Genomic DNA, 24688 nt, shown 5'->3' on the forward strand with positions numbered 1-24688 from the left:
TACGCCACGCCTGCAACGGCAGGGAACAGCGCTTGCTCGCCGTTGCTTCGACCACCCTCATGCACCGTGTACGAAGGAGAGCCTGATGTCTCAAACCGTCGGCGATTTCATCATTGAACGACTTCACGCCTGGGGCGTGCGCCGCATCTATGGCTACCCCGGCGACGGCATCAACGGCGTTTTCGGCGCGCTCAACCGCGCGCAAACCGAAGCCGCCAGGCACCGCAAAAAAGGATCCGACGACAGCGCGCACGCGATCGAATTCGTCCAGGTTCGCCACGAGGAAATGGCCGCCTTCATGGCGGCGGCCCATGCAAAATTCACCGGCGAGCTTGGCGTATGCATCGCGACCTCCGGCCCCGGCGCCTCGCATCTGCTGACCGGACTGTACGACGCTCGCATGGACCATATGCCCGTGCTCGCCATAGCGGGCCAGCAGGCGCGCGCCGCGCTCGGCGGTCACTATCAGCAGGAGCTCGACCTCGTCTCCATGTTCAAGGACGTGGCCGGAGCTTTCGTCGAACAGGCTACGGTGCCCGCGCAAGTGCGCCATCTGGTCGACCGCGCTGTGCGCACGGCACTTTCCGAACGCAAGGTCACGGCGCTGATCCTGCCCAATGATCTGCAAGATCTGCCCTACGAAGCACCCGGACGCAAGCACGGCACGCTGCATTCGGGCGTGGGTTATCGCGCGCCGCGCCTCGTGCCCTACCCCGACGATCTTCAGCAAGCCGCCGATATCCTGAACGCCGGCAAGAAAGTGGCGATCCTCGTCGGCGCGGGCGGCCTGCACGCCACCGACGAACTGATCGCCGTCGCCGAAAAGCTCGGTGCGGGGGTCGCGAAGGCGCTGCTCGGCAAAGCCGCGCTGCCCGACGATCTGCCGTGGGTGACCGGCTCGATCGGACTGCTCGGCACCAAACCCAGCTACGACCTGATGGCCGAATGCGATACGCTGCTGATGATCGGCTCCGGTTTTCCGTACGCGGAATTTCTGCCGAAGGAAGGCGCGGCGCGCGGCGTGCAGATCGACATCAAGGCCGACATGCTGAGCCTGCGTTACCCGATGGAAGTGAATCTGGTCGGCGACAGTGCCGAAACCTTGCGCGCGCTGCTGCCGCTACTCGAAGAGAAGAAGGATCGCGCGTGGCGCAAGCGGGTCGAAGGCTGGAGCGCAGACTGGTGGAAAACGCTCGACAAGCGTGCGCACGAGCCGGGCAAGGACGCCGTCAATCCGCAGCTCACCGTGTGGGAACTGTCGAAGCGCATTGCGTCCAACGCGATCGTCACGAGCGACTCCGGTTCGGTGGCGAACTGGTACGCGCGCGACCTGAAAGTGCAGCGCGGCATGATGTGTTCGCTCTCGGGCGGACTGGCGTCGATGGGCGCCGCCGTGCCATATGCGATCGCCGCCAAATTCGCGTATCCGGAGCGCCCTGTGATTGCGCTCGTCGGCGACGGCGCAATGCAGATGAACAATATGGCCGAGCTGATCACCGTGTCGAAGTACTGGCGAGGCTGGTCCGATCCGCGCTGGATCTGCATGGTGCTGAACAACCAGGACCTCAACCAGGTGACGTGGGAACAGCGCGCGATGGAAGGCGATCCGAAGTTCGAAGCATCGCAGGACATTCCCTGCGTGCCGTATCACAAGTTCGCGGAACTGATCGGCCTCAAGGGCATCTACGTCGACGACGCGCAGCAGATGGGCGCCGCCTGGGACGATGCGCTCGCCGCCGACCGCCCGGTGGTCATCGAAGTGAAGGCCGATCCCAACATCGCGCCGCTGCCGCCGCATATCACGCTGGCCCAGGCGAAGGCGTTTGCATCGACGCTGATGAAGGGCGATCCCAACGAAGGCAATGTGATAGTCGAGACGGCGAAGCAGGTGCTCGACGCGGTGCTGCCGGGCCATCACAGCAAGTGAGCGCGGCGGCGCCCGCCGAAGTGCCGAAGGCTATTGACGCAATTCCTCCAGCACCGCGCTGAGATCCTCCAGCGCGTAAGGCTTTCGCAGCGCCTTCCAGACGAAGTCCAACCCCGGTACGTCCGGCATCTCACGGCCGGACGCGAACACCACTCGCAGCTCGGGCCGCCGTTGCACCGCCTTTTGGGCCAGTTCAATGCCCGACATGCCGGGCATCGCAAGGTCCGCAATCAGGATATCGAACGATCTGGTTTTCAGCCAGTTCAGCGCCTCTCCCGGCGAATCGGTCATCGCAGGCTCGTGGCCCAGCATCTTCAGCAGCGCGCCGATGGCCTCGGTGGATTCGGGATCATCGTCCACCAGAAGAATGCGCAGGACGGCGGTGACATCACTGCGCGCGGCGGGCTCTTCCTGCGCGTCGACGTGGGTCTGCCCGGTGAACGGCCCCAGCAGTTGCCGGATCTTGTAAGCCAGCTGTTCACGCGAGTAGGGCTTGCTCAGCAGTTCCACCCCCGGGTCGAGCCGGCCGCCGTGAACTATCGCATTTTGCGTGTAGCCCGAGGTAAACAGCACCTTCAGGCGCGGCAGGAACTGAAGCGCCTGCGCAGCCATGTCCGGACTGCGCAGCGGCCCCGGCATGACGACGTCGGTAAACAGCAGATCGATATGGACTCCGCTGCGGATTACGGCCATTGCCTGCTCCGCGTCGTCCGCCTTCAGCACGCTATAGCCGAGACCCGACAACGTGTCGACTACCGTCGACTGGACCTTGCGGTCGTCTTCGACGACAAGGACGGTCTCGGCGCCCCTCAGCAGCGTGACGCTGCTCCTCTGCGGCGGTTCAACCGCGGTTCCCATCGACCGGGCAAGATAAATCTTGACGGTCGTACCGTGCCCGACCTCGCTGTACAGGCGGATGTGGCCGCCGCTCTGCTTCACGAAGCCGTACGCGGTGCTCAGTCCGAGGCCAGTGCCCCGGCCTTCCGGCTTGGTGGTAAAAAATGGATCGAAGGCGCGCTGCAATACGTCGGCGGCCATACCCGTACCGGTATCAGTTACCGCAAGCAGCACGTACTGGCCCGGCGGCACGTCGGGCAGTCCCGCGACGTAATGATCGTCGAGCATCGCGTTCGATAGTTCGATGGTCAGCTTGCCGCCGTCCGGCATCGCGTCGCGCGCGTTGATCGCCAGGTTCAGCAGCACGTTCTCCAGCTGATGAATGTCGATGAGCGTGTTCCACAAGCCGCCGGCCACGACGGTCTCGACCTCCACGGTCTCGCCGAGCGCGCGGCGCAGCAGGTCGTCCATGCCCCGTATGGCGGGCGCCAGATTGATCACGACCGGTTGCAGCGGCTGCTGGCGGCCGAACGAAAGGAGTTGCGACGCCAGCTTCGCGCCGCGTTCCACGGCGTCGATCGCCTTTTCGAGCCGCTCACGGGTCCATGCGTCGCGGCCGTGCCGGTGTTCCAGCAGTTCGAGATTGCCCCGCAGCACCTGCAGGACGTTGTTGAAATCATGCGCGACGCCGCCGGTGAGCTTGCCGATCGCCTCCATTTTCTGCGACTGGAAGAGTGCCGCGCGGGTTTCTTCCAGAAGCCGGGCGGCTTCCGAGCGCTCGGTGATGTCGCGGGTAATCTTGGCAAATCCCGCCAGCATGCCGTCGTCGTCGCGGATCGCGTCGATCACGACGTGCGCCAGAAACCGCTCGCCATTGCGCTTGACGCGCCAGCCTTCGGCCTCGAAACGGCCCTCGCGCGCCGCGACCGCGAGGCCGTGCTGGGGCAACCCGGCCGCGGCGTCTTCGGGCGTGTAGAAGCGCGAAAAATGCGAACCAATGACTTCTTCCGCCGTGTAACCCTTGATCCGTCGCGCGCCCGGGTTCCAGTTGGTAATGATGCCCTCCGGCGAGAGCATATAGATCGCGTAGTCGGTCACGCCATGAACCAGCATGCGAAAACGCCGTTCACTTTCGAGAACCGCGTCGTGCGCGGTCTTCTTGTCGGTCATGTCCCGCACGATCTTCGCGAAGCCGGTAATCTGACCGTCTTCCGCGCGCAAGGTGGTCGTCACCACGCTCGCCCAGAAGACGGTGCCGTCCTTGCGCACTCTCCACCCTTCGGTGTCGTAGCGGTGGGTCCGCCGCGCGGTCTCCAGACCTGCCGCGGGTAGACCCTTTGACCGCTCTTCCTCTGTATAGAGGATGTCCAGCGGCTGGCCCAGGACCTCGTCACGCCGGTATCCGTAAATGGCTTCTCCGCCGGGATTCCAGCTCTGGATCCGGCCGTCCGGTGAGAGTGCAAAGATCGCGTAATCGGAGACGGATTCCACCCACCTGACTGACCAGTTCGAGTCGAGCCCATCGAACAGGGGCGAATTCATTATGGCGTTCCTTTCTTCCAGAGTTGCTCGTCAGTGAACGCGAAGCAAACGCATTATCGTAATCGTCGCACTATACCGCGAGAGACTTTGCCTCACCAACCACCCCGCGCCGTTATGCAACGCAAAAATCAGTTGCAACCGGCCGGCCGGGCGCCGCTTCGGCCGGGAGCACCGCCAGCGCGTTCCGCGCCGATTTGTTAATCTCTCTGCGAAAACACTTGTCCCCCCCGGACACAAGGAGCCTGAGCATGAGTGACCGCGCCGATTACGTGCCGCCGAAAGTATGGACCTGGAACAAGGAGAACGGCGGCCGCTTCGCGAACATCAACCGCCCTGTCGCGGGGGCCACGCATGAGAAGGAACTGCCGGTCGGCCGCCATCCTCTGCAGCTCTACTCGCTGGCCACGCCGAACGGCGTGAAGGTCACGGTGATGCTCGAAGAACTGCTGGCGAGCGGCCACAGCGGCGCGGAATATGACGCGTGGCTGATCAGGATCGGTGAAGGCGACCAGTTCGGCAGCGGCTTCGTGGCCGTGAATCCGAACTCCAAGATCCCCGCGCTGCTGGATCGCAGCGGCCCCACGCCGATCCGGGTTTTCGAGTCCGGTGCGATTCTGCTGTATCTCGCCGAAAAGTTCGGCGCTTTTCTGCCGACCGAAGCCGGCGCGCGCGCCGAATGCCTGTCGTGGTTGTTCTGGCAGATGGGAAGCGCCCCGTATCTGGGCGGCGGCCTCGGCCATTTTTACGCATACGCGCCGACAAAAATCGAATATGCGATCGACCGTTTCGCGATGGAAGTAAAACGTCAGCTCGACGTGCTCGACAGGCGGCTCGCGGAAAACGAATACGTGGCGGGCAGCGAGTACACGATCGCCGACATGGCGATCTGGCCTTGGTACGGCGGCCTCGTCAAGGGCTGGCTCTACGAGGCGGGCGAATTCCTGTCGGTGCAGGACTACCGGCACGTTCAACGCTGGGCCAACGCGATCGGCGAACGTCCCGCGGTGCGTCGTGGACGCAAGGTCAACCGCGTGTCCGGCGAGCTTTCAGATCAATTGCACGAGCGTCACGACGCAAGCGACTTCGAGACGAGCACGCAGGACATATTGGCCGCGCAGAAGTAACGGGGGTTTTGGGTGATCTCGCAGGGCAATGGGCACGCGTGTGCGTGCCCGTCAGCGAAAGCCTCGGCGATGCACCGGCACCCCGGGATACCGGCCGTTATCTGGCCGGCACATAAACCCAGCCCGCCATCAGACGACAGGCGGCGCGGCTGAGATCCGCTGTCGCAACTGTCCATCGGGAGCCTGCCTGCAGCACTTCGGCGGCGATAGCCGTGGCGCCCGACGGATGCCCGATGCGCACTGGGCCGGCGCCCCAGCCTGGCGCCGCAGCGACCCCGTGCGCCCATGCTCCAGGTATCGCCGCCGCGACGGCCAGGACGATCGCGCCTGTTCCCGTCACCAGAATCTGTTCCCTTTATGCTGTCATGAACCACACTATCACCGACTGTTCCACTTCTACCGCGCGCCCACCGAACTCGCCGCGCTTCCTGCTGTTCCTGATCTGCCTGTTCGCTTCGGCCGGACAACTCGCAATCGACATCTACGTACCCGCGCTACCCGCGATGGCGCATTTCTTTGCGACATCCCCTCAGGCGATCCAGTCGAGCGTGTCCGGATACATGGTGGCCTATGCGCTCGGCCAACTCGTCTTCGGACCGGTGGCCGACGCTTATGGACGCAAACGCGTGCTGGCTTTCGGGCTCGTGATCTACACGCTTGGCTGCCTGCTGTCACTCGTCGCATCGAATCTGGAGACATTCGTTCTTGCCCGCTGTCTGCAAGGATTCGGCATCGCTACCACGAACCTGCTCGCGAAAGCGATCATCACCGATTCGTTCGCCGGACAAGCGCTGGTGCATGCGTTCACCTATATGTCGATCGCGTGGGGACTCGCGCCGATCGTGGCGCCGGTGATCGGCGCGCATCTGCAAACGTGGTTTGGCTGGCAAGCCTGCCTCGTCTTTCTGCTGGTTTATTCGCTGGTGATGTGGGGACTGCTGTGGCGCTACCGCGAAACATTGGTGCAGCCGGTGCATCTCGCGCCGCGCACGCTGATGGCGAATGCGGGCAAGGTGCTGTCGAGCCCGGTGTTCCAGAGCTGCTTCCTCGCGCAAGGCCTGTGCTACAGCATCCTGCTCGTGTTCAACATCGTCGGGCCCTTCATGGTGCAGAACACGTTGCACAAACCGCCGACTTTTTTCGGCTACCTCGCGCTCGGCATCGGGGCCATGTACTTCCTCGGCGGGCTTTCGAATCGTGTGCACGGCGCACGTCTGCCGGATGCGGAACAGCGGCTGCGCATCGGCGCGCGCGTGATGGCGGCCGCGTCGATTGCGATGCTGGTTCTGGCGCTGACAGTCGGCCTGCGAGTGTGGACACTCGCGCTGCCCGTGCTGGTGATGGGGTTCTGCGCGGGTGCGATGTATCCGACTCTGATGGCCAAGGGAAATTCGCTGTTCCCGCACATCGCGGGCCTGACGAGCGCGATCCTCGGGTGTGCGCTGCTGCTGGTCTCGTCGGCGATGATGGGACTGGCCGGCTTCGTATCGGTCCAGGAACTGACGTCGCTGGCGGTGTTTTTTGTGATCCTCGCCCTTACGGTCGTGGCGATGGTGACTAAGCTGCTACGCCATCTGGCGCAACCTCAGTCCGCAGCCGTGGCACGCGGGAGCGGCGAAGCGGTGTAAGTACGCTTCTGCTTCCGAATTCGCCGCACGTCAAAACGGAGTGTATGGAAACGACGTGCGGTCCTGAGTAACGAGGGCTCGTGAGGTTCCGCCAGACCGTCGCAACCTGGCGCCTTACGCGTCCTGATGACGACACCTATGCTCTATCAACGCGCTGCGCGCGCTCAGAAAGACTCGATATTGCATGTCGAATTCACGGACGAGCCGCGACAACCTTCAGTTCGACAACCATCCCGGGCTTCGGCAGCGCTTTAACGGCGAGCGTGGTGCGGGCCGGCCCCGTTTCGATCCGGAAATGTTCGGCATAGACCCGGTTGAATGCCGGGAAGTCGTCCATATCGGTCAGAAAAGCGGTGACGTCAAGACACTCCTCCAGACACGAGCCATGTTCCTGGAGCAGCGCGTCAAGTTTGTCCAGGATAACCTGCGTCTGTATCGCCGCGTCACCCTTTATCTGCCCACCAATCTGTTCGACTCCCGCAACGCGATTATCCGGCAGGCGCGCACTGATACCCGAAACAAAGATCAGATTTCCGAAAATTTTCACCGCGGGGTAATTACCAAGCGGCGCTGCTTTTCCGTCGATTGTCATCGTGTCCCCGCAAATTGTGCAGAATCGGCGCAACCCTGAACCGGGCGGCTTCCTGTGCGACGGCTTCGATCCATGTCGCCAGAGAAGCCGCGTACATTGATTGCCAGAAATGACGCGGTGCACTCGCACTCTTTCGGGCCGTCGGCGTAGTCATTATTCCGGTGCGCCCTGCTGCCTCGATGCCGCTATCGAGGTAATCGGAATCAACGGCAGTAGCCGCACAATCACGCACGCCGCGGCCATCAGCAGCGCGACCCCGAAGAGCGACGTTTGCAGCGCGTGGACGAGCACCGCGCGCGCCGCCCCCAGCATTGCCTCGCCATCGAAGCCGGCGTGATTGGCGTGCCCGGCGAAGTCCGCTGCCGCCTGCGCCGACATGAGCGTTTGCGGGTCCTGCAACGCAAGGGTCCAATGTCCGGGCGCTGCGGCTGCCTTCGCCGTCAACACCGGTTCGAGCCCTGCTCGATACAGGTGGCGCGCCATCGTCCCCGCCATCGCCGTACCCAGCATGCCGCCCACCATCCGTGCCGACTGGATCAGCGCCGTGGCAATGCCGAGGCGCGTTTTTCCGGCGACCTGCTGCACGAACACGGTCAGGTTCGGCATCACAAACCCGATACCGACGCCGGCCATCACCATCGCGACGACGAACCCCACGCTCGCACCGCCGGCGCCGACAGAAGCAATCGCCGCGCAGGACACGCCGAGAAGACCAAACCCGAGATACAGCAGGAGGTTCGGCTTCTCCAGGCGAGTCACGATGCGCGTGTTGGTAATGGTGCCGACCGTGATGCACACGACCATCGGTGTCACGACGATTCCAGCCTTGCCGGCGTCGAGCCCCAGACCGCCCTGCAACAGCAGCGGCACATAAAAGAGCAGCACGAACATCGCGACGCCCATCAGCAGCGACAGCACGAGCAGCACGAGGGTCGCGCGATCCTTGAGCAAGCCGGGCGGAATGACGGGATTGGGCGCGCGCCGCTCCTGCCGCACCAGCAATCCCATCGAAAGCACGGCCACCGCCGCGTAGAGGCCGGCATGGGAACCCGTACTACCTGCCGCCTCGACGAGGAGCTGAAGCGAGCCCAGCGCAACGGTAATCAGACATGCTCCTTTCCAGTCCGCGTTCAACCGCTCGAACCTGGCATGCCGGATATGCGGCAGATGCTTCGCTGCGAGATAAAGGCTTACAACGCCCACCGGTATGTTGACGAGAAAGGCGGAGCGCCACCCGTAATGCTGGCTCAGAAAGCCGCCGAGCGACGGCCCGACGGCATTGGCCAGACCAAAGGCGCTCGAGAACAGGACCTGCCAGCGCAGCCGCACCACCGGATCCGGAAAGAGGTCCGGTATGGAGGCAAAGCAGGTTCCGACCAGCATGCCGCCGCCTATCCCCTGCAATGCGCGGCAGGCGATCAGCATGGGCATGGTCTGCGCAAAACCGCACAACGCCGATGCAACAGTGAAGAGCACGATCGCAATGACGATCAGGGGTTTTCTTCCCAGCCAGTCTCCGAGCCGGCCGAAAATCGGCACGGTAATCACCGACGTCAGCAGGTAGGAGGTGGCGACCCACTCGTAGAGATCGAAGCGATGCAGATCCGCGACGATAGACGGCAAAGCCGTACCGACCACCGTCTGGTCGATCGCGACCATCATGACCACGCTCGATAGCCCCAGCATCGCAAGCAGTGACTGCCGGAACGACCTGATGCCCTGACCGGCGGAGCTCTCTTCCTCGCGGACGCTGCCCGGCGCAATGCTCATTGCAGCCCCTGCAACTCTCCCCGCAATCTGATCATGTTGCGACTCACGTGCTTCTCCCATGCAATCCCCGCCAGAACAATATCCTGTAACCCGATGCCTACTGCCTTGTAGACAATCACGTCGTCATCCCGCACGCGCCCTTTCTCGCTGCCGACGAGAACATTGCCGAGTTCGACGGTATCTTCCCAGCTGAAGGTGCCCGGTTTCGCGAGGACCAGGTCGCCCGCCTCCTGGCGCGCCTGATCCCGCAACTCCACCACGATCCGCGAAGCGCGCGCGATCAGCGCGTCATCGAGTTCGCGCGTGTGAGGCAGGCTGGAGCCGATGGCGGCGACAAGCGCGCCTTGCGCCACCGTTGTACCGTCGAACAGCGCACCCGTCGCACGGGTTGCCGTAACGATGACGTCCGCACCGCGGACCGCGTCCGCCGCATCTGAAACGACGGCCTCGACACCGCGCGATGCGCCCGCTGCACTGACCTCTGCCGCCAGCTCCTCCGTTCCCTCCAGACCGACGATACGGAATGACCTGAGCTGCGTATGAGCGGCGAGTGCCAGTGCGTGCGCCCGCCCCTGAACCCCCGTGCCGAAAATGGCCGCGGTGGTTGCCTGTTGTCGCGCAAGTGCGCGCACGGCCACCACTGTCGTTGCAGCGGTGCGCAGGCGCGTAATCGCGTTTGCCTCCAGCGTCGCCAGCAGACTGCCGTCGACCGTCGAGAACAGCACGATCGAGAAGTTGAATCGCCCGGCAATGGTTGAATAGACCTTGGCGCCGGCAACGCCCAGTTCGGGCACCACCGCGCCCAGGGTCGAGAGTTTTACCCCGTCCGCCTCGGTACGCACGCGCTGCTGCACGGCTGCGTGGCCATTCGCAAGTCCGCGAAATCCCCGCTCCAGCGCCGGGATCGCATCGTCGATATTGATCAGCTCGTCGATCTGCGCATCCGTCAAATGAATCATGAAGCCTACCTTTTGCAGCCAGAATAAAAGTGGAAGACAAGCGCGGTTCGCGTGGCACGACGTTTTGCATGGACGTCGCCCAAGGTGGTCGGGTGCACGCCAACGGCCACGGCACCAGTGAAGCCGTCACCCGTCGGCAACGTTCACGTTCCGCTGTTTGCGAGCGCTTCGGCGTCGTGCTGAAAAGTGAAACTGTCCGCGTACAGATGATTGATGCTTGCCCCTTTCTCCAGGAAGTGACGCCGGGCATCGTTAATCATCGTCGGAGAACCGCACAGGTAGACGGCGTATTCCGACAGGTCCGCAAAATCTTCGCACACCGCGTGCTGGACGTAGCCCTGTCGTCCCGCCCATTCGCTGCCGGGACGCGAGAGCACCGGTACGTACTGGAACTCGTAGAGACGCGCACCCCATTGCTGAATCTCGTCGTGCAGATACAGATCCGCCTCGGTACGTGCGCCCCAGTAGAGCCACACTGGCGGACAGTCCGGATCGTCCATGAGCGATTCCAGAATCGCCTTGACGGGCGCGAGTCCCGTTCCCGTCGCCACCATCAGAAGCGGACGATAGTCCTCCACATGAAAGCGGAAACTGCCCAGCGGCAACTCGACGTTCAGCGGATCCCCCGGCTTCAGCGACGCCAGCATGTGATCCGTAAACCGGCCGCCTGGAACCCGCCTGATATGAAAATCGAGCACGGAGCCGGCGGCAGCCGAAGCCATCGAAAAGCTCCTGCGTTCGCCTTCGCCGAGCAGAACGTTCATGTATTGGCCGGGATTGAACCTGAGCTCCGCCTGCTCGGGCAGCTCGATCGACAGATGCCGGACTCCGGGCCCCAGCGGGCTGACGGCAACCACACGCGCTTCGATCTCCGCAGGCGCCGATGCATCTCCGCCCACGTGCGCCGCGGCAATCACCATGTCGCTGCTTGCCCGCGCCTGGCAGGCAAGCATAAAACCGGCGTCGGCTTCCTCCTGCGAGATGCCGAACGGAAATTCTTCATATTCGTGCGTCCCGCTGATTACCTTCACGCGACACGTTCCGCATCCGCCCAGTTGGCAATCGTGAGGAATTGCAACCCCTGCACTCGTCGCCGCCTGCAGCAGCGATTCGTCGGCACGGGCTTCGAATCGCTCGCCGGTTCCCGCCATTTCTATCTGATAGACCATCTTGCAATCTCTAACGAAACAATGGACCAGCCTGCCACCGGGCGGCAGACCGCATTACTTCTTGATGTCGGCTTCCACGAGGACGCGACGTCCGCTGGCCGAAAGCAGATCGTGCAAGGCCTGCAGCGCCGCAAGTCCGCACTGCGTGTCCTGCTCGCCGTTGCCGCCGCTCAGACCCACGCCGCCAATCACCTGATCGTCGACCACGATCGGAAAGCCTCCGACAAACGCGGCAAAGCGCCCCTCGAAACTCAGCTGAATGCCAAACGCCTCGTTGCCCGGCAATGCGGGCCCGTGAGGCGCCTTGGTAAAGAGATGGGTCGAGCGCTTATGGCCCGCCGCCGTGAACGCCTTGTTCCACGCGATCTGGGGTCCGGTGATGCGCGCGTCGTCGGCCCGCTCCAGCACGATCGGATACCCGCCGTCATCGACGATGCAGACCGACTCGGCCACGTTGATCGCTTTCGCTTTCTCCAGGGCGGCGCGCGCCATCGCGCGCGCCTCGGACAGCTCAAGCTTGAAAAAACTCTTCATGATGGATTTTCTGAAATGAATGGATTGTCGTCGTAGCGAAGCGTCGCCCGGGAGACCGGATCACAGCCCGCGATAGACGGTCTTGATCTGCGTGTAGAACTCGAGTCCGGCTCGCCCCGATTCGCGGAACGTTGACGTGCTCGATCGCTTCAGGCCGCCAAACGGCGCATTGATCACATTGCCGGTAGTGGTGCGATTGATCTTGACGGTCCCCGCCTCGATCTCGTCGGCAAACCGGTGCATGTAGCGTGGATTCGAAGTGGCAATCGCCGCCGACAGGCCGTACTCCGTATCGTTCGCCTTCGCGATCGCGTCGTCGTAGCCCGTCACGGACGTGATGGCTAGCACGGGTCCGAAAATTTCCTCGCGATAAATGCGCGCGCTCTCGGGAACGTCGCTGAACACCGCGGGCGTGACGTAGTAGCCGTGCTCGAAGCCCTCGCCCGTCAGCTGCTCGCCTCCGATCAGATGCGTCGACTGTTCCTTGCCGGACGCAACATATCCGAGTACCGATTCGAGCTGCTTGCGATTGGCAAGCGGGCCGAGGTCCATACCGGGAGTAACGCCGCTGCCGATCTTGAGGCTCTTTACCCGCTCGACCAGTTTTGCCGTGAATGTTTCGCGCACCGACTCCATGACCAGGATTCGGCTGGTGCCGGTACAAGCCTGCCCGCTCAGCGACAACCCGCCTTTAACCGCGAGATCCACGGCGCGGTCGAGATCCGCATCGTCCATCACGATCAGCGGATTCTTCCCGCCGAGTTCCATCTGCGTGCGCGTCGTGATCGGCACGGAGCGGTGAATATGTTCGCCTGCGGCGGTCGAGCCGGTAAACGAGATGGCACGCACGACCGGCGACTCTGTAATCGCAGCACCGATATCCGACGCGCGGCCCGTGATGAAGTTGAGCACGCCGGCAGGAATGCCCGCCTGTGCAAATGCTTCGGCCAACCGGTAGCCGATCAGCGGCGCGTCGGACGACGGCTTGAAAATCACCGTGTTCCCGGCCATCAGCGCGGGCGCAATCTTGCGCGCCGGGATGGAGATGGGGAAATTCCACGGCGTGATGACCGTGACCACGCCCAGCGGCTCGCGCTGCGTGTACACGTGCTGCTCCGGATCGTCGCTCGGAAACGTCTCGCCGGTGAATGACTGCGCCTCGACCGCATAAAAACGCAGGACCTGGGCGGACCGGAGAATTTCGTCGCGGCTTTGCGCGAGCGGCTTGCCCTCTTCGCGCGTCAACTCCTGTGCGAAGGTATCTGCGTGACTCTCCAGCCAGTCGGCCGCCTTGTTGACGATCCTGGCCCGCGCCGTGACCGGCGTGCGACGCCATTGCGCGAAGGCGGACGACGCGGCCTGGATCGCCGCCTGCGCATCCGCGACCACCGACGCCTGAAACTGGCCGACGACATCGCGCGTATCGGCCGGATTGATATTCGCGAAGGTCTTCCCGCTGACGCTCTCGGTCCACTCTCCGGCGATCAGGTTCTTGAATACAGTTGCGGATTCGCTCATTACACATCCTCTTTTACGCGGCGGCAGTTTCGCTGCCACCGTACCAACAGAACAACCGGGCCGCAGCACCCGGCCCCGACGAACTCAGGCGGCGAGCCCGAGTTCCGGCAGCGGGATTTCCTTCTCGACGTAGTCGTAATAAAGGGCCGTTGTGTAGAGCAGGCGCATCTGGGCGCCGATCTCGCAGATCTTCAGACAGCGCTGCTGGAGTTCCACCGTAGTCGCGTTCTCGAGCACGATCTGGTAGCCGCGCTCGCCGTGAATCTCGTCCGACACGATGTGCAGGTCGAAGAATTCGACCTCTTCGTCCGTGAACTGGTACTTCTCGCGCAGCGTCGGCGTCTGCTTGCGGTAGATGGACGGCACTTGCGACTCGAGACCGACCACGAGCGCAGCAACGGCGACGACCGGGTCTTCCCGCATGGCCACCGAATAGCACCAGGCCTGCAGGCCGCGTGTGGTCGGCGACATGTTGTCGGGGTTGATCACGCGCTCACGCGTCGTGCCGCACGCTTCGGCAAAGCGGATCAGCAGGTCGGTATGACGATCGCCGCCGATTTCTTCTTCATACATGTTGGCCAGCAGAAAATCCTTGGCCTCGGTCATGTGGTCGGGCGTGCGCGCGTAGAGATAGGCCAGGTAGTCGGCGAACGGGCCGACATAGTGATAGTGGTTCTCGGCCCAGCGGGCGAGATGTCCACGGGAGAGCTTGCCGCTCGCCCACGCGATGCTGAACGGCGCCTTGTTGGCGCTCTTGCCCTTGATCGCTTCTTCAAGCGCCTTACGGAAATCGTCACGATTCAATAGTTCGGCCATTTTCTCTGCTCCTGATCTTGGTGGGAACGACGTCCGCGGTGCGTGGCCGGTGGCCCGAACAGCAGACAGCGGAGATAGCATAAAGCAAATACAAGAATACTGTATACTGAAAACTAATAGTGTTTACCCGCACCGAAGTCGGCGCAGCTTCCGCTCGACCTTGTGGGTATTAGCCTCAGCGACCAACATGAAGTACTACATGAATTGCATGTCGGCGGTGAAACTATATCGCACGCTCAGGCAACAGTATACAATGTTCCAAAGGACGCGATGAAATTGCAGAGCAATGCAATGTGCCGGGTCCGGGACCCATCCGATGCAAAGGAAGAAACAGTCATGCCTATCGTCACATTTCACCGGGACGGACAGACCTACCGGGACGAAGTAAAGGAACACACGAACCTTGTCGTTCGCGCCGGGATCAGGCAGTTTCCCTTTCCACATCTGCGGTACGAATGCGGCATGGGGAAGTGCTCCCGATGCGCGTGCGTCGTCCGCGCCGGCGGCGAACATCTTCCGCCACCCAACTGGAAGGAAAAGAAACAGCTCGGGGAGCGGCTCGAGCAGGGCTATCGTCTCGCCTGCCAACTCTGGATCGAACACGACATCGAACTCGAACAAACGGACATGGAGACACTATGAACGACATTGCAATCACGCCGGTCAGCTATGTAATTCTCACCAGCAAGCCGGGGCAGTACCGGACGGAAGCCGCGGGCAAGCTGACCCCGGCCGAGGCGTGGGACTACGTGTATTGCGGGCGCCACCTGGCCACCTTCGTGATCGCGACGCTCTATGGCGAGGCGCGAATTCGCGTCGTCGACGAATCCGGCGACGCGGCCGTCAACGACATGCCGGTCCGATTTCTCGAGAAATTCCCCGACAGGGACGCTGCCTTCAAGGCGCTCCAGATACTCGTGGGCACGCGCAATTCCGACGCACAGCTTCTGCAACGGGTCGGCGCGCGCGCCGCCTGAGCTCGTCGCATCGATCCAGCAGTTCAACAGAACAGGCTTTCTGCATGATCCAGATTACTTTTCTCAGCAATGACAACAAGTGCGTCAGCGCGCCCCCCAACAGCAATCTGCTTCGCGTTTCCCTGCGCGAAAAAGGCGGTATTCCGTTCAAGTGCGGCGGCGGCCTTTGCGGCACGTGCAGGTGCAAGGTCGAACAGGGCATAGAGAATACCGACGCCGTGAAGGAGAAGGAAAAGCGGCACCTGAGCGCCGCTGAACTCGAGGCAGGCTACCGGATGGCCTGTCAGACATTCGTCAACGGAGACGTGAGCGTGTCATGGTGACGCCTGAACTCACACTCGAACCGCATGGTTCGCTGCCAGAAGACCAGCGTCGCCTGATGCTGGATATCGGCCCCCGCTGGGGCGAGGATATTCTCGGACACCGGCTGAAAGTGGTCGAGTGTTATACGCCCGTCGTGGCGGCTGCGCCGAAGGACGGCATCGTGGTCGAACGGGACGTGCGCTATGGTCCACATGAACGGCATGTGCTCGATACGTTCCTGCCCGCCCGCAGCACGGAGACCGTCCAGGCCGGGCACGGCCGTCCGCTCGATGCAGTCGTATTCGTGCATGGTGGCGCGTTCGTCCGCGGCAACAAAAGCGTGAACGGCGAGATTTACGATAACGTGTGCTACTGGTTCGCTTCGCAGGGATTGGTGGCCATCAACGTCGAATACCGGCTTGCCGACGCCGCGCCCTATCCGGAAGGAGCCCGGGATGTCTGCGATGCACTCGCGTTCATCCACCGGAATGCCGAGAGGTTGAGCATCGACCCGCACCGTGTTTTCGTGATCGGCCATTCGGCGGGCGGCGCCCACGCGGCGACCTGCCTGTTCGATCCGGCCATCACGGAGAAAACCCCGCCGCCGCCCGTTGCCGGACTCGTGCTGATCAGCGCCCGACTCGTTGCCGACGTGCGCAGCGGCAATCCGAATGCGAAGCCGGTGCGCGCGTACTTCGGGGACGACGAAACGCTCTACCCCGAACGCTCGCCGCTCGCGCACGTGGCACGATCCACGGTGCCGCTGATGATCGCGATCGCCGAATTCGAGAACCCCTACCTCGACGAATACGGTGCCCAGTTCTTCGTCGAAGCATTGCGACACCGCGGCGTCCCTCCGCGTCTCATCCAGTTGCGGGGACACAACCATACGTCGATCGTCGCGCACTTCAACTCGGGCGAGGAATACCTCGGGCGCGAAATCCTTCATTTCATCGCCAATGTGCCGGGCCACGCTGTCCGGCATGACACACCGGAATGAAGTCGCGGATCTTGAGGTGTTTTGACGGCGTACCTCAGAAGTCCTCAAGATCGTCCGGCCCACTGCCGGCAATACCACGAATCCGGAGTGCGCCGTGATGCGGCGGACCGCTCGACCCGCGCGTTGCCGCGCTGCCGCGTAATTTCTCGCGAGGTGATCCGTCAATTGCGCGTGCTGCGACTTCAGCACGGCAATGCATCGATCTCTCCGCCAGACCAGGTGAATGATTCCGGGGTCGCGGCGCGGGTGCGATTCGTGGCTTCATCTTCCAGCCTGAACTCGTTGACGGCCTGCTGAAGTTGCGAAGCCTGAGCCGATAAAGAGGACGCTGCTGCCGCAGCTTCCTCGACAAGCGCGGCGTTCTGCTGCGTAGTCGAGTCCATATGCGCGACTGCCTGGTTCACCTCTTCGACGCCGACGCTCTGTTCCGCCAGCGCAACGGAAATTTCGCCGAGCAAGCTCGCCACTCCGCTCACCGCGCGGATTATTTCCTTCATCGTGGCGCCGGCGTCATTGACGAGCCGCGATCCACTCGCGACGTGATCGACCGAATCGACGATCAGCCCTCGGATCTCCTTCGCCGCTGTCGCGCTGCGCTGGGCGAGGCTGCGCACCTCGCCTGCCACGACGGCAAAACCTCTGCCCTGCTCACCCGCACGGGCGGCCTCCACCGCGGCGTTGAGCGCCAGAATATTGGTCTGAAATGCGATGCCCTCGATCACCTCGATGATGCTGACGATCTTGCCCGAACTGGCGCTGATCGACTCCATGCTGCCCACCACCCGTTCCACCACCGCGCCTCCATGCGTCGCAACGGCCGATGCGTCGGTAGCGAGCGCGTTCGCCGCGCGGGCGCGCTCCGCATTCTGACGCACGGTTGCGGTGATCCTGTCCATGCCTGCGGCCGTCTCCTGCAACGAGGCAGCCTGCCGTTCAGTGCGTTGCGACAGGTCGCCGTTTCCCGAACTGATTTGCTGGGATGCGATGGCGATCGTATCGGTCGACCGCTTGATACCGGTGACAAGGTCTGTCAGCGTATCTTCCATGTTGGCCAGCGCGTTAAGCAGCCGGCCGAATTCACCACGCTGCCCGGCTGGAAATTCCTTGCTCAGATCGCCCGATGCCACGGTCTCCGCGATATAGATCGCGTCGGCAAGCGGCTTGTCGACGCTTCGCGCCAGCACGGCAACGGACAATACGCACACGGCGGCCGCGAGAACGCCCAGCCCGACAAGCGACGCGCATTCGCGCGCGAAGCCGGGACTTCGAGTGTCCATATGGACGAGACTCAGCGCAATAATTCCTGCTAGCAGCAGGAACAACAGACCATACGACAGCGCGAGCCGGTAACCGATTTTCAAATCGCCAAACATGGAGTCTCCATAAACTGTATGGACTGCAAAGCGACGAGATTTTTTCAGTTCGTCCCGTCGACCCTTGTCCTGGACGCCGCACGCTTGCCGATGCGTGACAGCGAGACGTGGATAACGGAATCATTCCGCTGACTATTACGTATACTATGTACATCAACACAACCAGGCAACAAGAAAAATAAGGCGCGTTTACCCTGTGCAGGTCGCGCAGAAAGCCGGACCCTGCCCGCCATCAACGCCTTTTCGGCCGGTGCGCGCGGGGTCATATATCACGTCATAAAAATGATCGCAATGCGTCGATTCCCTATGAGGGAATCACCGAATAAAAAACATGTGGTCGTATATTTTGTATACACCATACTGTGTTCCGCTGGATGACTACAAAACCTTCGACCTCGCACCAGCATCGAGGACGCCCGTATCAAAGGAATGCACCGATGAAAAAGACGTTCTGTACTGCAGCGATACTTTCGTGCGCAGCGGCCACCGCACACGCACAGGGAAGTGTCACCTTGTATGGCCTGATTGACGCCTCCGTTCAGTTCACAACCAACCAGGACGGCGGAAAAACATGGGCGATGAGCAGTGGCACAACGCGCGGCAGCCGCTTCGGCTTGCTCGGAAGAGAAGACCTTGGTGGCGGAACCCGCGCAGTTTTCCGGCTTGAGAACGGCTTTGACGTCACGGACGGTTCGCTCGGCCAGGGCGGTTTGATGTTTGGCCGTCAAGCCTATGTCGGAATCGAAAACGACAGCTGGGGCGCCTTGACCTTCGGCCGCCAGTACGAGTCGATGGTGGACTATGTGGCCCACCTCACGGCCGCCGACTGGTCGGTCTATATGGAACACCCGGGCGACATGGATCTGACGAACCGCGGCGTGCGTGTCGATAACTCCGTGAAGTACACGAAAAGCTACGGCGCCTTCACAGGAAGCGCGCTGTACAGCTTCGGCGGTCAGGCGGGGAGTTTTGGCAAGGACAGCATGTGGAGCCTTGGCGGCAGCTACGACGACGGCCCCCTGTACGTCGGTTTCGGCATGACTTACGCCCGTCAGCCCGGCGACCGGTCCGCCGGGACCTTCTGGAAAGCGACGAACTCCGCCATTGGCGAGTTCGTGACGGTTGCACATTCATTCCTGACTGTCGGCGGCGGCGCCGCCTACAGGTTCGGCTCGATCAAGCTCGGTGGCGACATCACGAGTACCACCTACAAGGATGGCTTCGAAGGTCAGAACGTCAACTTCATGAACTACGAGCTCAACGGGGTGTATTACTTCACCCCGGCGTTCTCTGCCGGGCTGGGCGCCACCTACACCGACGGCAAGATCGACGCCAACGACGGCGATCCCCGCTACATCCAGTACAACGCTACCGCCACCTATAGCCTCTCCAAACGCACGGATCTTTATGCGTTTGCCACATTCCAGCGTGCTATGGGTGACGCGCAGGTCGCTCAGGTCACGCAGTTTATTTCCCCATCGAACAACCAGAAGCAGGCGTCAATAGGCGTCGGCCTGCGCCACAGCTTCTGACGGGCGCCGCGACACTGGAGAGACTCCATCCCATATCCGGTTCATTTCCATGCCCTGGCAGTGCCAGGCATGGATGTATCGAAGGAACAGAGAAATGGCCGACTTGATGAACCTGGCGCGACTCAGCACGGCGTATGGCGAGCCGGAAAAGTGCAGCAGCGCCAACGCCGTCGATCGCGGCAGAAAAGTTCTCCTGATCGAACCCGGCCTCGTCGGCCGACACCTGGCGTCCTGCATGGCCTCGCGGTGAACTTCACCTGACAGGTCTTACGGCGGCAGAGCGCCAATGGTCGCAACACGGTAACTGGAGAGGGGTCAGCACCACGCCTGAATACATTTCAATTTAGTAGCACTGAGCTAATTACGCAGGTGATTCAGGTTACCCGGAGATGTTTGAGTCATCTTCGACGATGGTCATCCGAAGCAGCCTTATTACCTGTATATCCGATTATCCGAGCCGAGGTTCCCACATGCACTCCCTCACCCTCCTCACTCCAGCACATTTCTGTTATCTGGTCGGAGTAGTGGCGATCGTTGCCACAATGATCTTCCGGGCGAACGTTGTCGTCCCCGCGATCCTTGCTACTTTTGCGGTCGCATTCGCCTATTCGGGCAAGGTACTCGTCGGGCTGCAAGCCATCTTTCTGGGCAGCCTCACTGCCGCCCACGAGTTGTTCAACATTTTTCTCGTCATCGCATTGATGACCGCGCTTCTCAACGGATTGCGCGAAATCGGCGCCGATGTCCGGATGGTCCGGCCATTCAGGAAGATCATGGTCAACGGCCACGTGGCCTTTTTCATCCTGGCGTTGATTACGTATCTGATTTCGCTGTTCTTCTGGCCGACACCGGCTGTGCCGCTCGTGGGCGCGATTCTGATCCCGGCGGCTATCTATGCCGGCCTCTCTCCGCTGGGCGCCGCCGTTGCCATTGCGATTGCCGGCCAGGGTATGGCGCTCTCGTCGGACTACGTCATCAAGGTCGCACCCGGCATCAGCGCGAAGGCAGCGGGTACCGATATGCTGCCGGTGGCCAACACTGCCCTTCTGCTGTCCCTCATCGCCGGCGCCGTCGCGCTGGCTCTCAGCTGGTATCTCACCGTGCGTCGGAACGTGCGGAAACCCGGCGCCATCAATCTGGTCGAATGGGAATCGTCGGGTGAGATCGACCCCACTGCCCAGCCCGAGGCTCACCAGGGCAGCTTTGCAAAAGCAGAACTCGCGCGCAGCACGGCCGGCATGCATGACGAAGACGTCGACGCTTTGCCGGCTGTTTCCTCTGCCGGTGCTGCGTCGATGGCGCTGCCCGCGATGGGCGGAGGGGTCATTCTCCCTCCGAAACGGGAGATGTGGTCCAAGGTGTTCTCGATCGTCACGCCGCTCACCTTCCTCGCGGTGGTGATCGTCATGACGCAGCCGGAACTGGTCGGCGCAACGGTCATTCGCGGGGGCGATGCGGCTGCGCTGATCGGGGGCATGGCAGCCGTGCTGATGATGCTCACGACGCTCTCTTACGGCCGCAAGGGCTTTCTGGACAGGACGGCCGGCCACATCATCGACGGTCTGGTGTTCGCCTTCAAGGCGATGGGCGCCGTTCTTCCCATTGCCGGCTTTTTCTTCGTGGGCGACGCCAGCACCGCTGGCCCGATTCTCGGCATCGAGTCCGGCGTCCATGTTCCGTCGCTGCTGTTCGAACTGGTTCAGGCGTGCAGTCAGTTCATTCCGCACAGTCCGGTTCTCGTTTCTCTGGGCGTGTTGTTGACGGGGATGATCACCGGAATCGACGGTTCGGGATTCGCCGGTCTTCCGCTGACGGGCTCGTTATCCGGCGCGCTTGCCCCGTTGGCCCATATGCCTGCGTCTACATTGGCCGCGATCGGGCAGATGGGCGCGGTGTGGACGGGTGGCGGCACGCTCGTTGCCTGGTCTTCCCTTATCGCAGTCACGGGGTTCGCACGTGTACCCGTCCTGGACGCGGTTCGGGTACTGTTCGTCCCCGTGGTATCCGGTCTCGTGATTGCCACGCTCGTCGCCGTCGCGATTAGCTGAACGGTCGGGAAGTCATGTCAATCTCCCTGACCTCCGCGACGTTGGCGCACGAAGGCTGGGCCGCGCTGCAGATTGTATTCGTCAACGTTCTGCTGGGGGGCGATAACGCTATCGCCATCGCAATGGCCTGCCGCTCGCTTCCGCCCAAGCAGCAACGCTTAGGCATCCTTCTTGGTACGGGTCTCGGCATTGTGCTTAGAATAGTGCTGATCGGTATCATTGGAAGACTGCTTGCGATCCCCTTCATGCACGTGATCGCTGCAGCGCTGCTGATCTGGATCGGCATCCAGCTTGTACGGCCAGGAGAAGACGACCCTTCAGTCAGTCAGGCTACTGCATTGTGGCGCGCGGTGATGGCGATTTTATGGGCCGATCTCGCGATGAGTCTCGACAACGCACTGGCAACAGCCGCCGTTGCACAGTCGCTACCGGAAGATTCACGCCTGGTCATTGTTTTTGTCGGCCTCGCCCTGGGTGCGCCGGTGATCGCTTTCGGCAGCCAGCTCGTGCTGACATTGCTCGAACGGTTCCCTGCACTCGTGTACGCGGGCGCAGCGGTTCTTGGGTGGATCGCAGGGGAGCTTCTACTGGCGGATCCGACGGTTGGCGGCACACTTCACCAATGGTTGGCGGTGATCCCCGGCATCAGCCCTGCAATTGTCAGCACCTTCACCTGCATCGGCGCCGCAATCCTGGTCCCGCTGTTGGGCCGCGTGATGGTCCACCACAATCGCGCTGGATAGTATCCGTTACCCGGTCACCACGCTGGCCGGGTAACGGGACTACCGGAAACTTACTCTGCAGCAGCAATTCAAGTTGCGCGTTCGTGCGCATGTCAGAACCGGACAGGAAACGGTACGATCGCGCAAATGTGACGCAGCGCGGATCGGCGGAGTGCGTGCGCAGCTGGCGCGCTGCCTCGCGCCGGTCTGCTCTGTTCAACCGATCAGACCGTGACGCCACGCAAACGCAACCGCCTGAGTGCGGTCACGCAGATCCAACTTGGCCAGCACGTTGCCGATATGGGTTTTCACCGTGCTCTCGCTGATGTTCAGCATCTTCCCGATCCGGCCGTTACTCGACCCTTCGGCCAACGCCCGCAATACATCCATTTCCCGTTCAGTCAATGACGCGAAAGGATCCGTCACGCGTTCGCGCGCGGTCCGCACGCTGCGCAGGATTCGATGCGCGACGTCAGGGTGAATCACCGCTTCACCCTCCGCGAGGCGGCGCAGCGTGTCGAGCAGTGCGTCGCCGGACATCGACTTGAGCAGGAAGGAGTGCGCGCCGGCTTCGATTGCCGAGAACGCGAGGTTGTCGTCGTCCGATGATGTCAGGACCGCAATCCGGGAGTTCGGACTGAGCGAGCGCAGCGAGCGGATCGTTGCGGCCGCATCCATGCCTGGCATCAGCAGATCCAGCACGATGAGATCGGGCTGGTGTTCGCGCGCGAGTTCGATGGCGTGCACGCCGTCGCCCGCTTCACCGACCAGTGTGAAGTCGTCGGTCATCGTCAGGATACTCACCAGACCCTGCCGCACAACGGCGTGATCGTCGACCAGCAAGACCGTGAATTTCATCGAACCCTCAAAGCGTTAATTGGAACGAGACAGTGATTTCGGCGCCTTTTCCCGGGCTGCTCGCCAGGTGAAGTTCTCCGTGCGGCAAACTGTTGGCCCTCAGGCGCATGTTGGACAGTCCCATGCCCAACGCTTCGACGCGCCGTGCGTCAAAGCCCTGGCCGTCGTCGGCGATCTTCAAGGTGTACGTATCGTCGAGCCGGCTGAACGCCAGCTCCACATGGGTCGCGGCGGCATGCTTCAGCACATTCGCACAGGCTTCGATCGAGATCAGCAGCAACTGACGCGCAATGTCCGGCACGACTTCGAGCGCGCGTTCGTCGTCGTGGCTCAGGTGCAGGGTCCAGCGCGCGCGGGCACCGGCGAGCAACGCGTCGATGCTGTCGCTCAACGCGCGCCGCAAGCCGATTTCCGCGATCGTCGGCGCCGACAGCCGGCGGATGACATCGGCCAGGTCCTGCTGAAGATGCGACACCAGCGCCAGAGACGCGCGCGTAAGGTTCGCCGAATCCACGTTCGCCGCGCCATGCTTTTTCAACGCCGTGAGCTGCAGTCCCAGCGCGAAAGCGCGCTGCTTCGCCGTATCGTGCAGGTCGCGCGCGAGGCGGTTACGTTCCTGTGAAGCCGCCAGCGCCAGTTTCATCTCGATCATGGAAGACAGGGCATCGGCCATCTCGTCGAAACTAGTGGTGAGCCGGCCGAATTCGTCCTTGCCGCCGTCTTCGATACGCGCCGCCAGATCGCCGTCCGTCCACGCGGATGCCGCGCGTTCGGCCTTGCGGATCCGTTTGACCAGCAACGGCACCAGCACCAGCACGGAACAGAAATTGATGACGAGTACGTATAGCCCGATGACCGTCCATGACACATCGTCACTATGCAGCAGGGATGCGAGCGGCGACAGCACGAACATGCCGACCGTCAGGGTCGCGCCGGGTTCCACGGGCGAACGTACCGTCAGCGTGACGGTCTTGCCGTTGCCCTGCGCATCAGAAGATGCGGCGCTGCCAACTCCATTGGGGAAACGGCACGTTACCCCATCGGGCCATTGATAGCGGACGAACACCCGGCCACCATCGAGCGCGCGACTCACGCGATTCGGGCCCTTGATAGCCGGCAGCCGGTCGGTCAGCACTCTGGCGGACAACTCGTGCAGGACCAGTCGGCAAATCTCTGGCGATTGGCGCGCTTGCGCCAGAAGGGCCGCATTCGGCGCGAGTTCACGCTCGAATGCGCGCGTGAGTGCCGGCGACGAAAACGCTTCCGACACACGCCAGTTGTCGAGTATCGCATTCCCCGCGACTGTGACGGTCACGCCGGCGCATGACGCCAGCATCATCGCGCATAGAAAGCGCCAGAAGAGACTGTTACGCCAGCGGCCGGCCATAACGATGGGAGAAAATGTGCGCTGCGCCGTGTCGTTCACCCGGAATTAGCGTCCGTGAAAGAGAAATGGGAA

Annotated in this window: 23 protein-coding genes; 11 read left to right on the top strand and 12 right to left on the bottom strand. The window is 62.3% G+C overall.

Annotated elements, in window-relative coordinates:
* The first annotated feature begins 85 nt into the window (after positions 1–85).
* Positions 86–1927, top strand: coding sequence for a thiamine pyrophosphate-requiring protein (locus tag BXE_RS12830; protein ID WP_011488724.1), 1842 nt, complete (start codon positions 86–88; stop codon positions 1925–1927).
* Between the two features lie 30 nt (positions 1928–1957).
* On the opposite strand, the gene BXE_RS12835 is transcribed toward BXE_RS12830, so the two are convergent.
* A complete protein-coding gene (locus tag BXE_RS12835; protein ID WP_011488725.1) occupies positions 1958–4306 on the bottom strand; it encodes a hybrid sensor histidine kinase/response regulator in 2349 nt (782 codons plus the stop codon).
* Between the two features lie 248 nt (positions 4307–4554).
* On the opposite strand from BXE_RS12835, the gene yghU reads away from it, so the two are divergent.
* Positions 4555–5430, top strand: a complete 876-nt coding sequence (yghU, locus tag BXE_RS12840; RefSeq protein WP_011488726.1) for a glutathione-dependent disulfide-bond oxidoreductase — start codon at positions 4555–4557, stop codon at positions 5428–5430.
* A 97-nt stretch (positions 5431–5527) separates the two neighbouring features.
* Here yghU and BXE_RS48185 read toward each other — a convergent pair whose 3' ends face one another.
* A complete protein-coding gene (locus BXE_RS48185) occupies positions 5528–5770 on the bottom strand; it encodes a PrpF domain-containing protein (RefSeq protein ID WP_158340948.1) in 243 nt (80 codons plus the stop codon).
* 25 nt (positions 5771–5795) lie between these two features.
* On the opposite strand from BXE_RS48185, the gene BXE_RS12845 reads away from it, so the two are divergent.
* The gene (locus BXE_RS12845) at positions 5796–7058 is read left to right on the top strand and encodes a multidrug effflux MFS transporter (protein ID WP_011488727.1); all 1263 of its coding nucleotides are present in this window, start codon (positions 5796–5798) and stop codon (positions 7056–7058) included.
* 193 nt (positions 7059–7251) lie between these two features.
* Here the strand turns inward: BXE_RS12845 and BXE_RS12850 are convergent, their stop codons facing one another.
* The 7 genes from BXE_RS12850 to BXE_RS12880 all read right to left on the bottom strand — a co-directional run bounded on the left by BXE_RS12850 (position 7252) and on the right by BXE_RS12880 (position 14416).
* Positions 7252–7650, bottom strand: coding sequence for a RidA family protein (locus BXE_RS12850; protein WP_011488728.1), 399 nt, complete (start codon positions 7648–7650; stop codon positions 7252–7254).
* A gap of 153 nt (positions 7651–7803) precedes the next feature.
* Entirely contained in the window at positions 7804–9420 is a 1617-nt protein-coding gene (locus BXE_RS12855) for an MFS transporter (protein ID WP_011488729.1), read from the bottom strand.
* The gene (locus tag BXE_RS12860; protein ID WP_011488730.1) at positions 9417–10379 is read right to left on the bottom strand and encodes an ornithine cyclodeaminase family protein; all 963 of its coding nucleotides are present in this window, start codon (positions 10377–10379) and stop codon (positions 9417–9419) included. The genes BXE_RS12855 and BXE_RS12860 overlap by 4 nt, the downstream gene beginning before the upstream one ends.
* A gap of 143 nt (positions 10380–10522) precedes the next feature.
* The gene (locus BXE_RS12865; protein ID WP_011488731.1) at positions 10523–11548 is read right to left on the bottom strand and encodes a 2Fe-2S iron-sulfur cluster-binding protein; all 1026 of its coding nucleotides are present in this window, start codon (positions 11546–11548) and stop codon (positions 10523–10525) included.
* 54 nt (positions 11549–11602) lie between these two features.
* Positions 11603–12082: a GlcG/HbpS family heme-binding protein gene (locus BXE_RS12870; protein ID WP_011488732.1), complete on the bottom strand. Its 480-nt coding sequence runs from the start codon at positions 12080–12082 to the stop codon at positions 11603–11605.
* A gap of 60 nt (positions 12083–12142) precedes the next feature.
* Entirely contained in the window at positions 12143–13600 is a 1458-nt protein-coding gene (locus tag BXE_RS12875; protein ID WP_011488733.1) for an aldehyde dehydrogenase family protein, read from the bottom strand.
* Between the two features lie 84 nt (positions 13601–13684).
* Positions 13685–14416, bottom strand: a complete 732-nt coding sequence (locus BXE_RS12880) for a TenA family transcriptional regulator (protein WP_011488734.1) — start codon at positions 14414–14416, stop codon at positions 13685–13687.
* A gap of 336 nt (positions 14417–14752) precedes the next feature.
* On the opposite strand from BXE_RS12880, the gene BXE_RS12885 reads away from it, so the two are divergent.
* Genes BXE_RS12885 through BXE_RS12900 form a run of 4 tightly spaced genes read left to right on the top strand, consistent with a single transcriptional unit; the run spans position 14753 to position 16696 of the window.
* The gene (locus BXE_RS12885; protein WP_038457797.1) at positions 14753–15058 is read left to right on the top strand and encodes a 2Fe-2S iron-sulfur cluster-binding protein; all 306 of its coding nucleotides are present in this window, start codon (positions 14753–14755) and stop codon (positions 15056–15058) included.
* Positions 15055–15393, top strand: a complete 339-nt coding sequence (locus tag BXE_RS12890; RefSeq protein ID WP_011488736.1) for a hypothetical protein — start codon at positions 15055–15057, stop codon at positions 15391–15393. Before BXE_RS12885 ends, BXE_RS12890 begins: the two co-directional genes overlap by 4 nt.
* 44 nt (positions 15394–15437) lie before the next feature.
* Positions 15438–15716 (top strand): 2Fe-2S iron-sulfur cluster-binding protein, encoded by a 279-nt coding sequence (locus BXE_RS12895; RefSeq protein WP_011488737.1) that lies wholly within the window; start codon positions 15438–15440, stop codon positions 15714–15716.
* Positions 15710–16696 carry an alpha/beta hydrolase gene (locus tag BXE_RS12900; protein WP_011488738.1) on the top strand — a complete coding sequence of 329 codons (987 nt, stop codon included), beginning with the start codon at positions 15710–15712 and terminating at the stop codon, positions 16694–16696. Before BXE_RS12895 ends, BXE_RS12900 begins: the two co-directional genes overlap by 7 nt.
* A gap of 182 nt (positions 16697–16878) precedes the next feature.
* On the opposite strand, the gene BXE_RS12905 is transcribed toward BXE_RS12900, so the two are convergent.
* Positions 16879–18069: a methyl-accepting chemotaxis protein gene (locus tag BXE_RS12905; protein ID WP_011488739.1), complete on the bottom strand. Its 1191-nt coding sequence runs from the start codon at positions 18067–18069 to the stop codon at positions 16879–16881.
* A 437-nt stretch (positions 18070–18506) separates the two neighbouring features.
* Here BXE_RS12905 and BXE_RS12910 point away from each other — a divergent pair, with 437 nt between their 5' ends.
* From BXE_RS12910 to BXE_RS12920, 4 genes are all read left to right on the top strand, one after another.
* Positions 18507–19601, top strand: a complete 1095-nt coding sequence (locus tag BXE_RS12910; RefSeq protein WP_011488740.1) for a porin — start codon at positions 18507–18509, stop codon at positions 19599–19601.
* A gap of 94 nt (positions 19602–19695) precedes the next feature.
* A complete protein-coding gene (locus tag BXE_RS46525; protein WP_158340947.1) occupies positions 19696–19851 on the top strand; it encodes a hypothetical protein in 156 nt (51 codons plus the stop codon).
* Between the two features lie 220 nt (positions 19852–20071).
* The gene (locus BXE_RS12915) at positions 20072–21649 is read left to right on the top strand and encodes a hypothetical protein (RefSeq protein WP_038457794.1); all 1578 of its coding nucleotides are present in this window, start codon (positions 20072–20074) and stop codon (positions 21647–21649) included.
* Between the two features lie 14 nt (positions 21650–21663).
* Complete coding sequence (locus BXE_RS12920) at positions 21664–22392, top strand: YjbE family putative metal transport protein (protein ID WP_011488743.1); 729 nt, start codon at positions 21664–21666, stop codon at positions 22390–22392.
* 195 nt (positions 22393–22587) lie between these two features.
* Here BXE_RS12920 and BXE_RS12925 read toward each other — a convergent pair whose 3' ends face one another.
* Positions 22588–23229 (bottom strand): response regulator, encoded by a 642-nt coding sequence (locus tag BXE_RS12925; protein WP_011488744.1) that lies wholly within the window; start codon positions 23227–23229, stop codon positions 22588–22590.
* Positions 23230–23236: 7 nt separating this feature from the next.
* Positions 23237–24544, bottom strand: a complete 1308-nt coding sequence (locus BXE_RS43325; RefSeq protein ID WP_158340946.1) for a HAMP domain-containing protein — start codon at positions 24542–24544, stop codon at positions 23237–23239.
* Positions 24545–24688 lie beyond the last annotated feature (144 nt).

The sequence above is a fragment of the Paraburkholderia xenovorans LB400 genome, assembly GCF_000013645.1.
GTDB lineage: Bacteria > Pseudomonadota > Gammaproteobacteria > Burkholderiales > Burkholderiaceae > Paraburkholderia > Paraburkholderia xenovorans.

Coding starts and splice junctions, on each gene's coding strand:
- BXE_RS12830 (WP_011488724.1), top strand. CDS start 86: ATGTCTCAAACCGTCGGCGATTTCATCATTGAACGACTTCACGCCTGG.
- BXE_RS12835 (WP_011488725.1), bottom strand. CDS start 4,306: ATGAATTCGCCCCTGTTCGATGGGCTCGACTCGAACTGGTCAGTCAGG.
- yghU (WP_011488726.1), top strand. CDS start 4,555: ATGAGTGACCGCGCCGATTACGTGCCGCCGAAAGTATGGACCTGGAAC.
- BXE_RS12845 (WP_011488727.1), top strand. CDS start 5,796: ATGAACCACACTATCACCGACTGTTCCACTTCTACCGCGCGCCCACCG.
- BXE_RS12850 (WP_011488728.1), bottom strand. CDS start 7,650: ATGACAATCGACGGAAAAGCAGCGCCGCTTGGTAATTACCCCGCGGTG.
- BXE_RS12855 (WP_011488729.1), bottom strand. CDS start 9,420: ATGAGCATTGCGCCGGGCAGCGTCCGCGAGGAAGAGAGCTCCGCCGGT.
- BXE_RS12860 (WP_011488730.1), bottom strand. CDS start 10,379: ATGATTCATTTGACGGATGCGCAGATCGACGAGCTGATCAATATCGAC.
- BXE_RS12865 (WP_011488731.1), bottom strand. CDS start 11,548: ATGGTCTATCAGATAGAAATGGCGGGAACCGGCGAGCGATTCGAAGCC.
- BXE_RS12870 (WP_011488732.1), bottom strand. CDS start 12,082: ATGAAGAGTTTTTTCAAGCTTGAGCTGTCCGAGGCGCGCGCGATGGCG.
- BXE_RS12875 (WP_011488733.1), bottom strand. CDS start 13,600: ATGAGCGAATCCGCAACTGTATTCAAGAACCTGATCGCCGGAGAGTGG.
- BXE_RS12880 (WP_011488734.1), bottom strand. CDS start 14,416: ATGGCCGAACTATTGAATCGTGACGATTTCCGTAAGGCGCTTGAAGAA.
- BXE_RS12885 (WP_038457797.1), top strand. CDS start 14,753: ATGCCTATCGTCACATTTCACCGGGACGGACAGACCTACCGGGACGAA.
- BXE_RS12890 (WP_011488736.1), top strand. CDS start 15,055: ATGAACGACATTGCAATCACGCCGGTCAGCTATGTAATTCTCACCAGC.
- BXE_RS12895 (WP_011488737.1), top strand. CDS start 15,438: ATGATCCAGATTACTTTTCTCAGCAATGACAACAAGTGCGTCAGCGCG.
- BXE_RS12900 (WP_011488738.1), top strand. CDS start 15,710: ATGGTGACGCCTGAACTCACACTCGAACCGCATGGTTCGCTGCCAGAA.
- BXE_RS12905 (WP_011488739.1), bottom strand. CDS start 18,069: ATGTTTGGCGATTTGAAAATCGGTTACCGGCTCGCGCTGTCGTATGGT.
- BXE_RS12910 (WP_011488740.1), top strand. CDS start 18,507: ATGAAAAAGACGTTCTGTACTGCAGCGATACTTTCGTGCGCAGCGGCC.
- BXE_RS46525 (WP_158340947.1), top strand. CDS start 19,696: ATGGCCGACTTGATGAACCTGGCGCGACTCAGCACGGCGTATGGCGAG.
- BXE_RS12915 (WP_038457794.1), top strand. CDS start 20,072: ATGCACTCCCTCACCCTCCTCACTCCAGCACATTTCTGTTATCTGGTC.
- BXE_RS12920 (WP_011488743.1), top strand. CDS start 21,664: ATGTCAATCTCCCTGACCTCCGCGACGTTGGCGCACGAAGGCTGGGCC.
- BXE_RS12925 (WP_011488744.1), bottom strand. CDS start 23,229: ATGAAATTCACGGTCTTGCTGGTCGACGATCACGCCGTTGTGCGGCAG.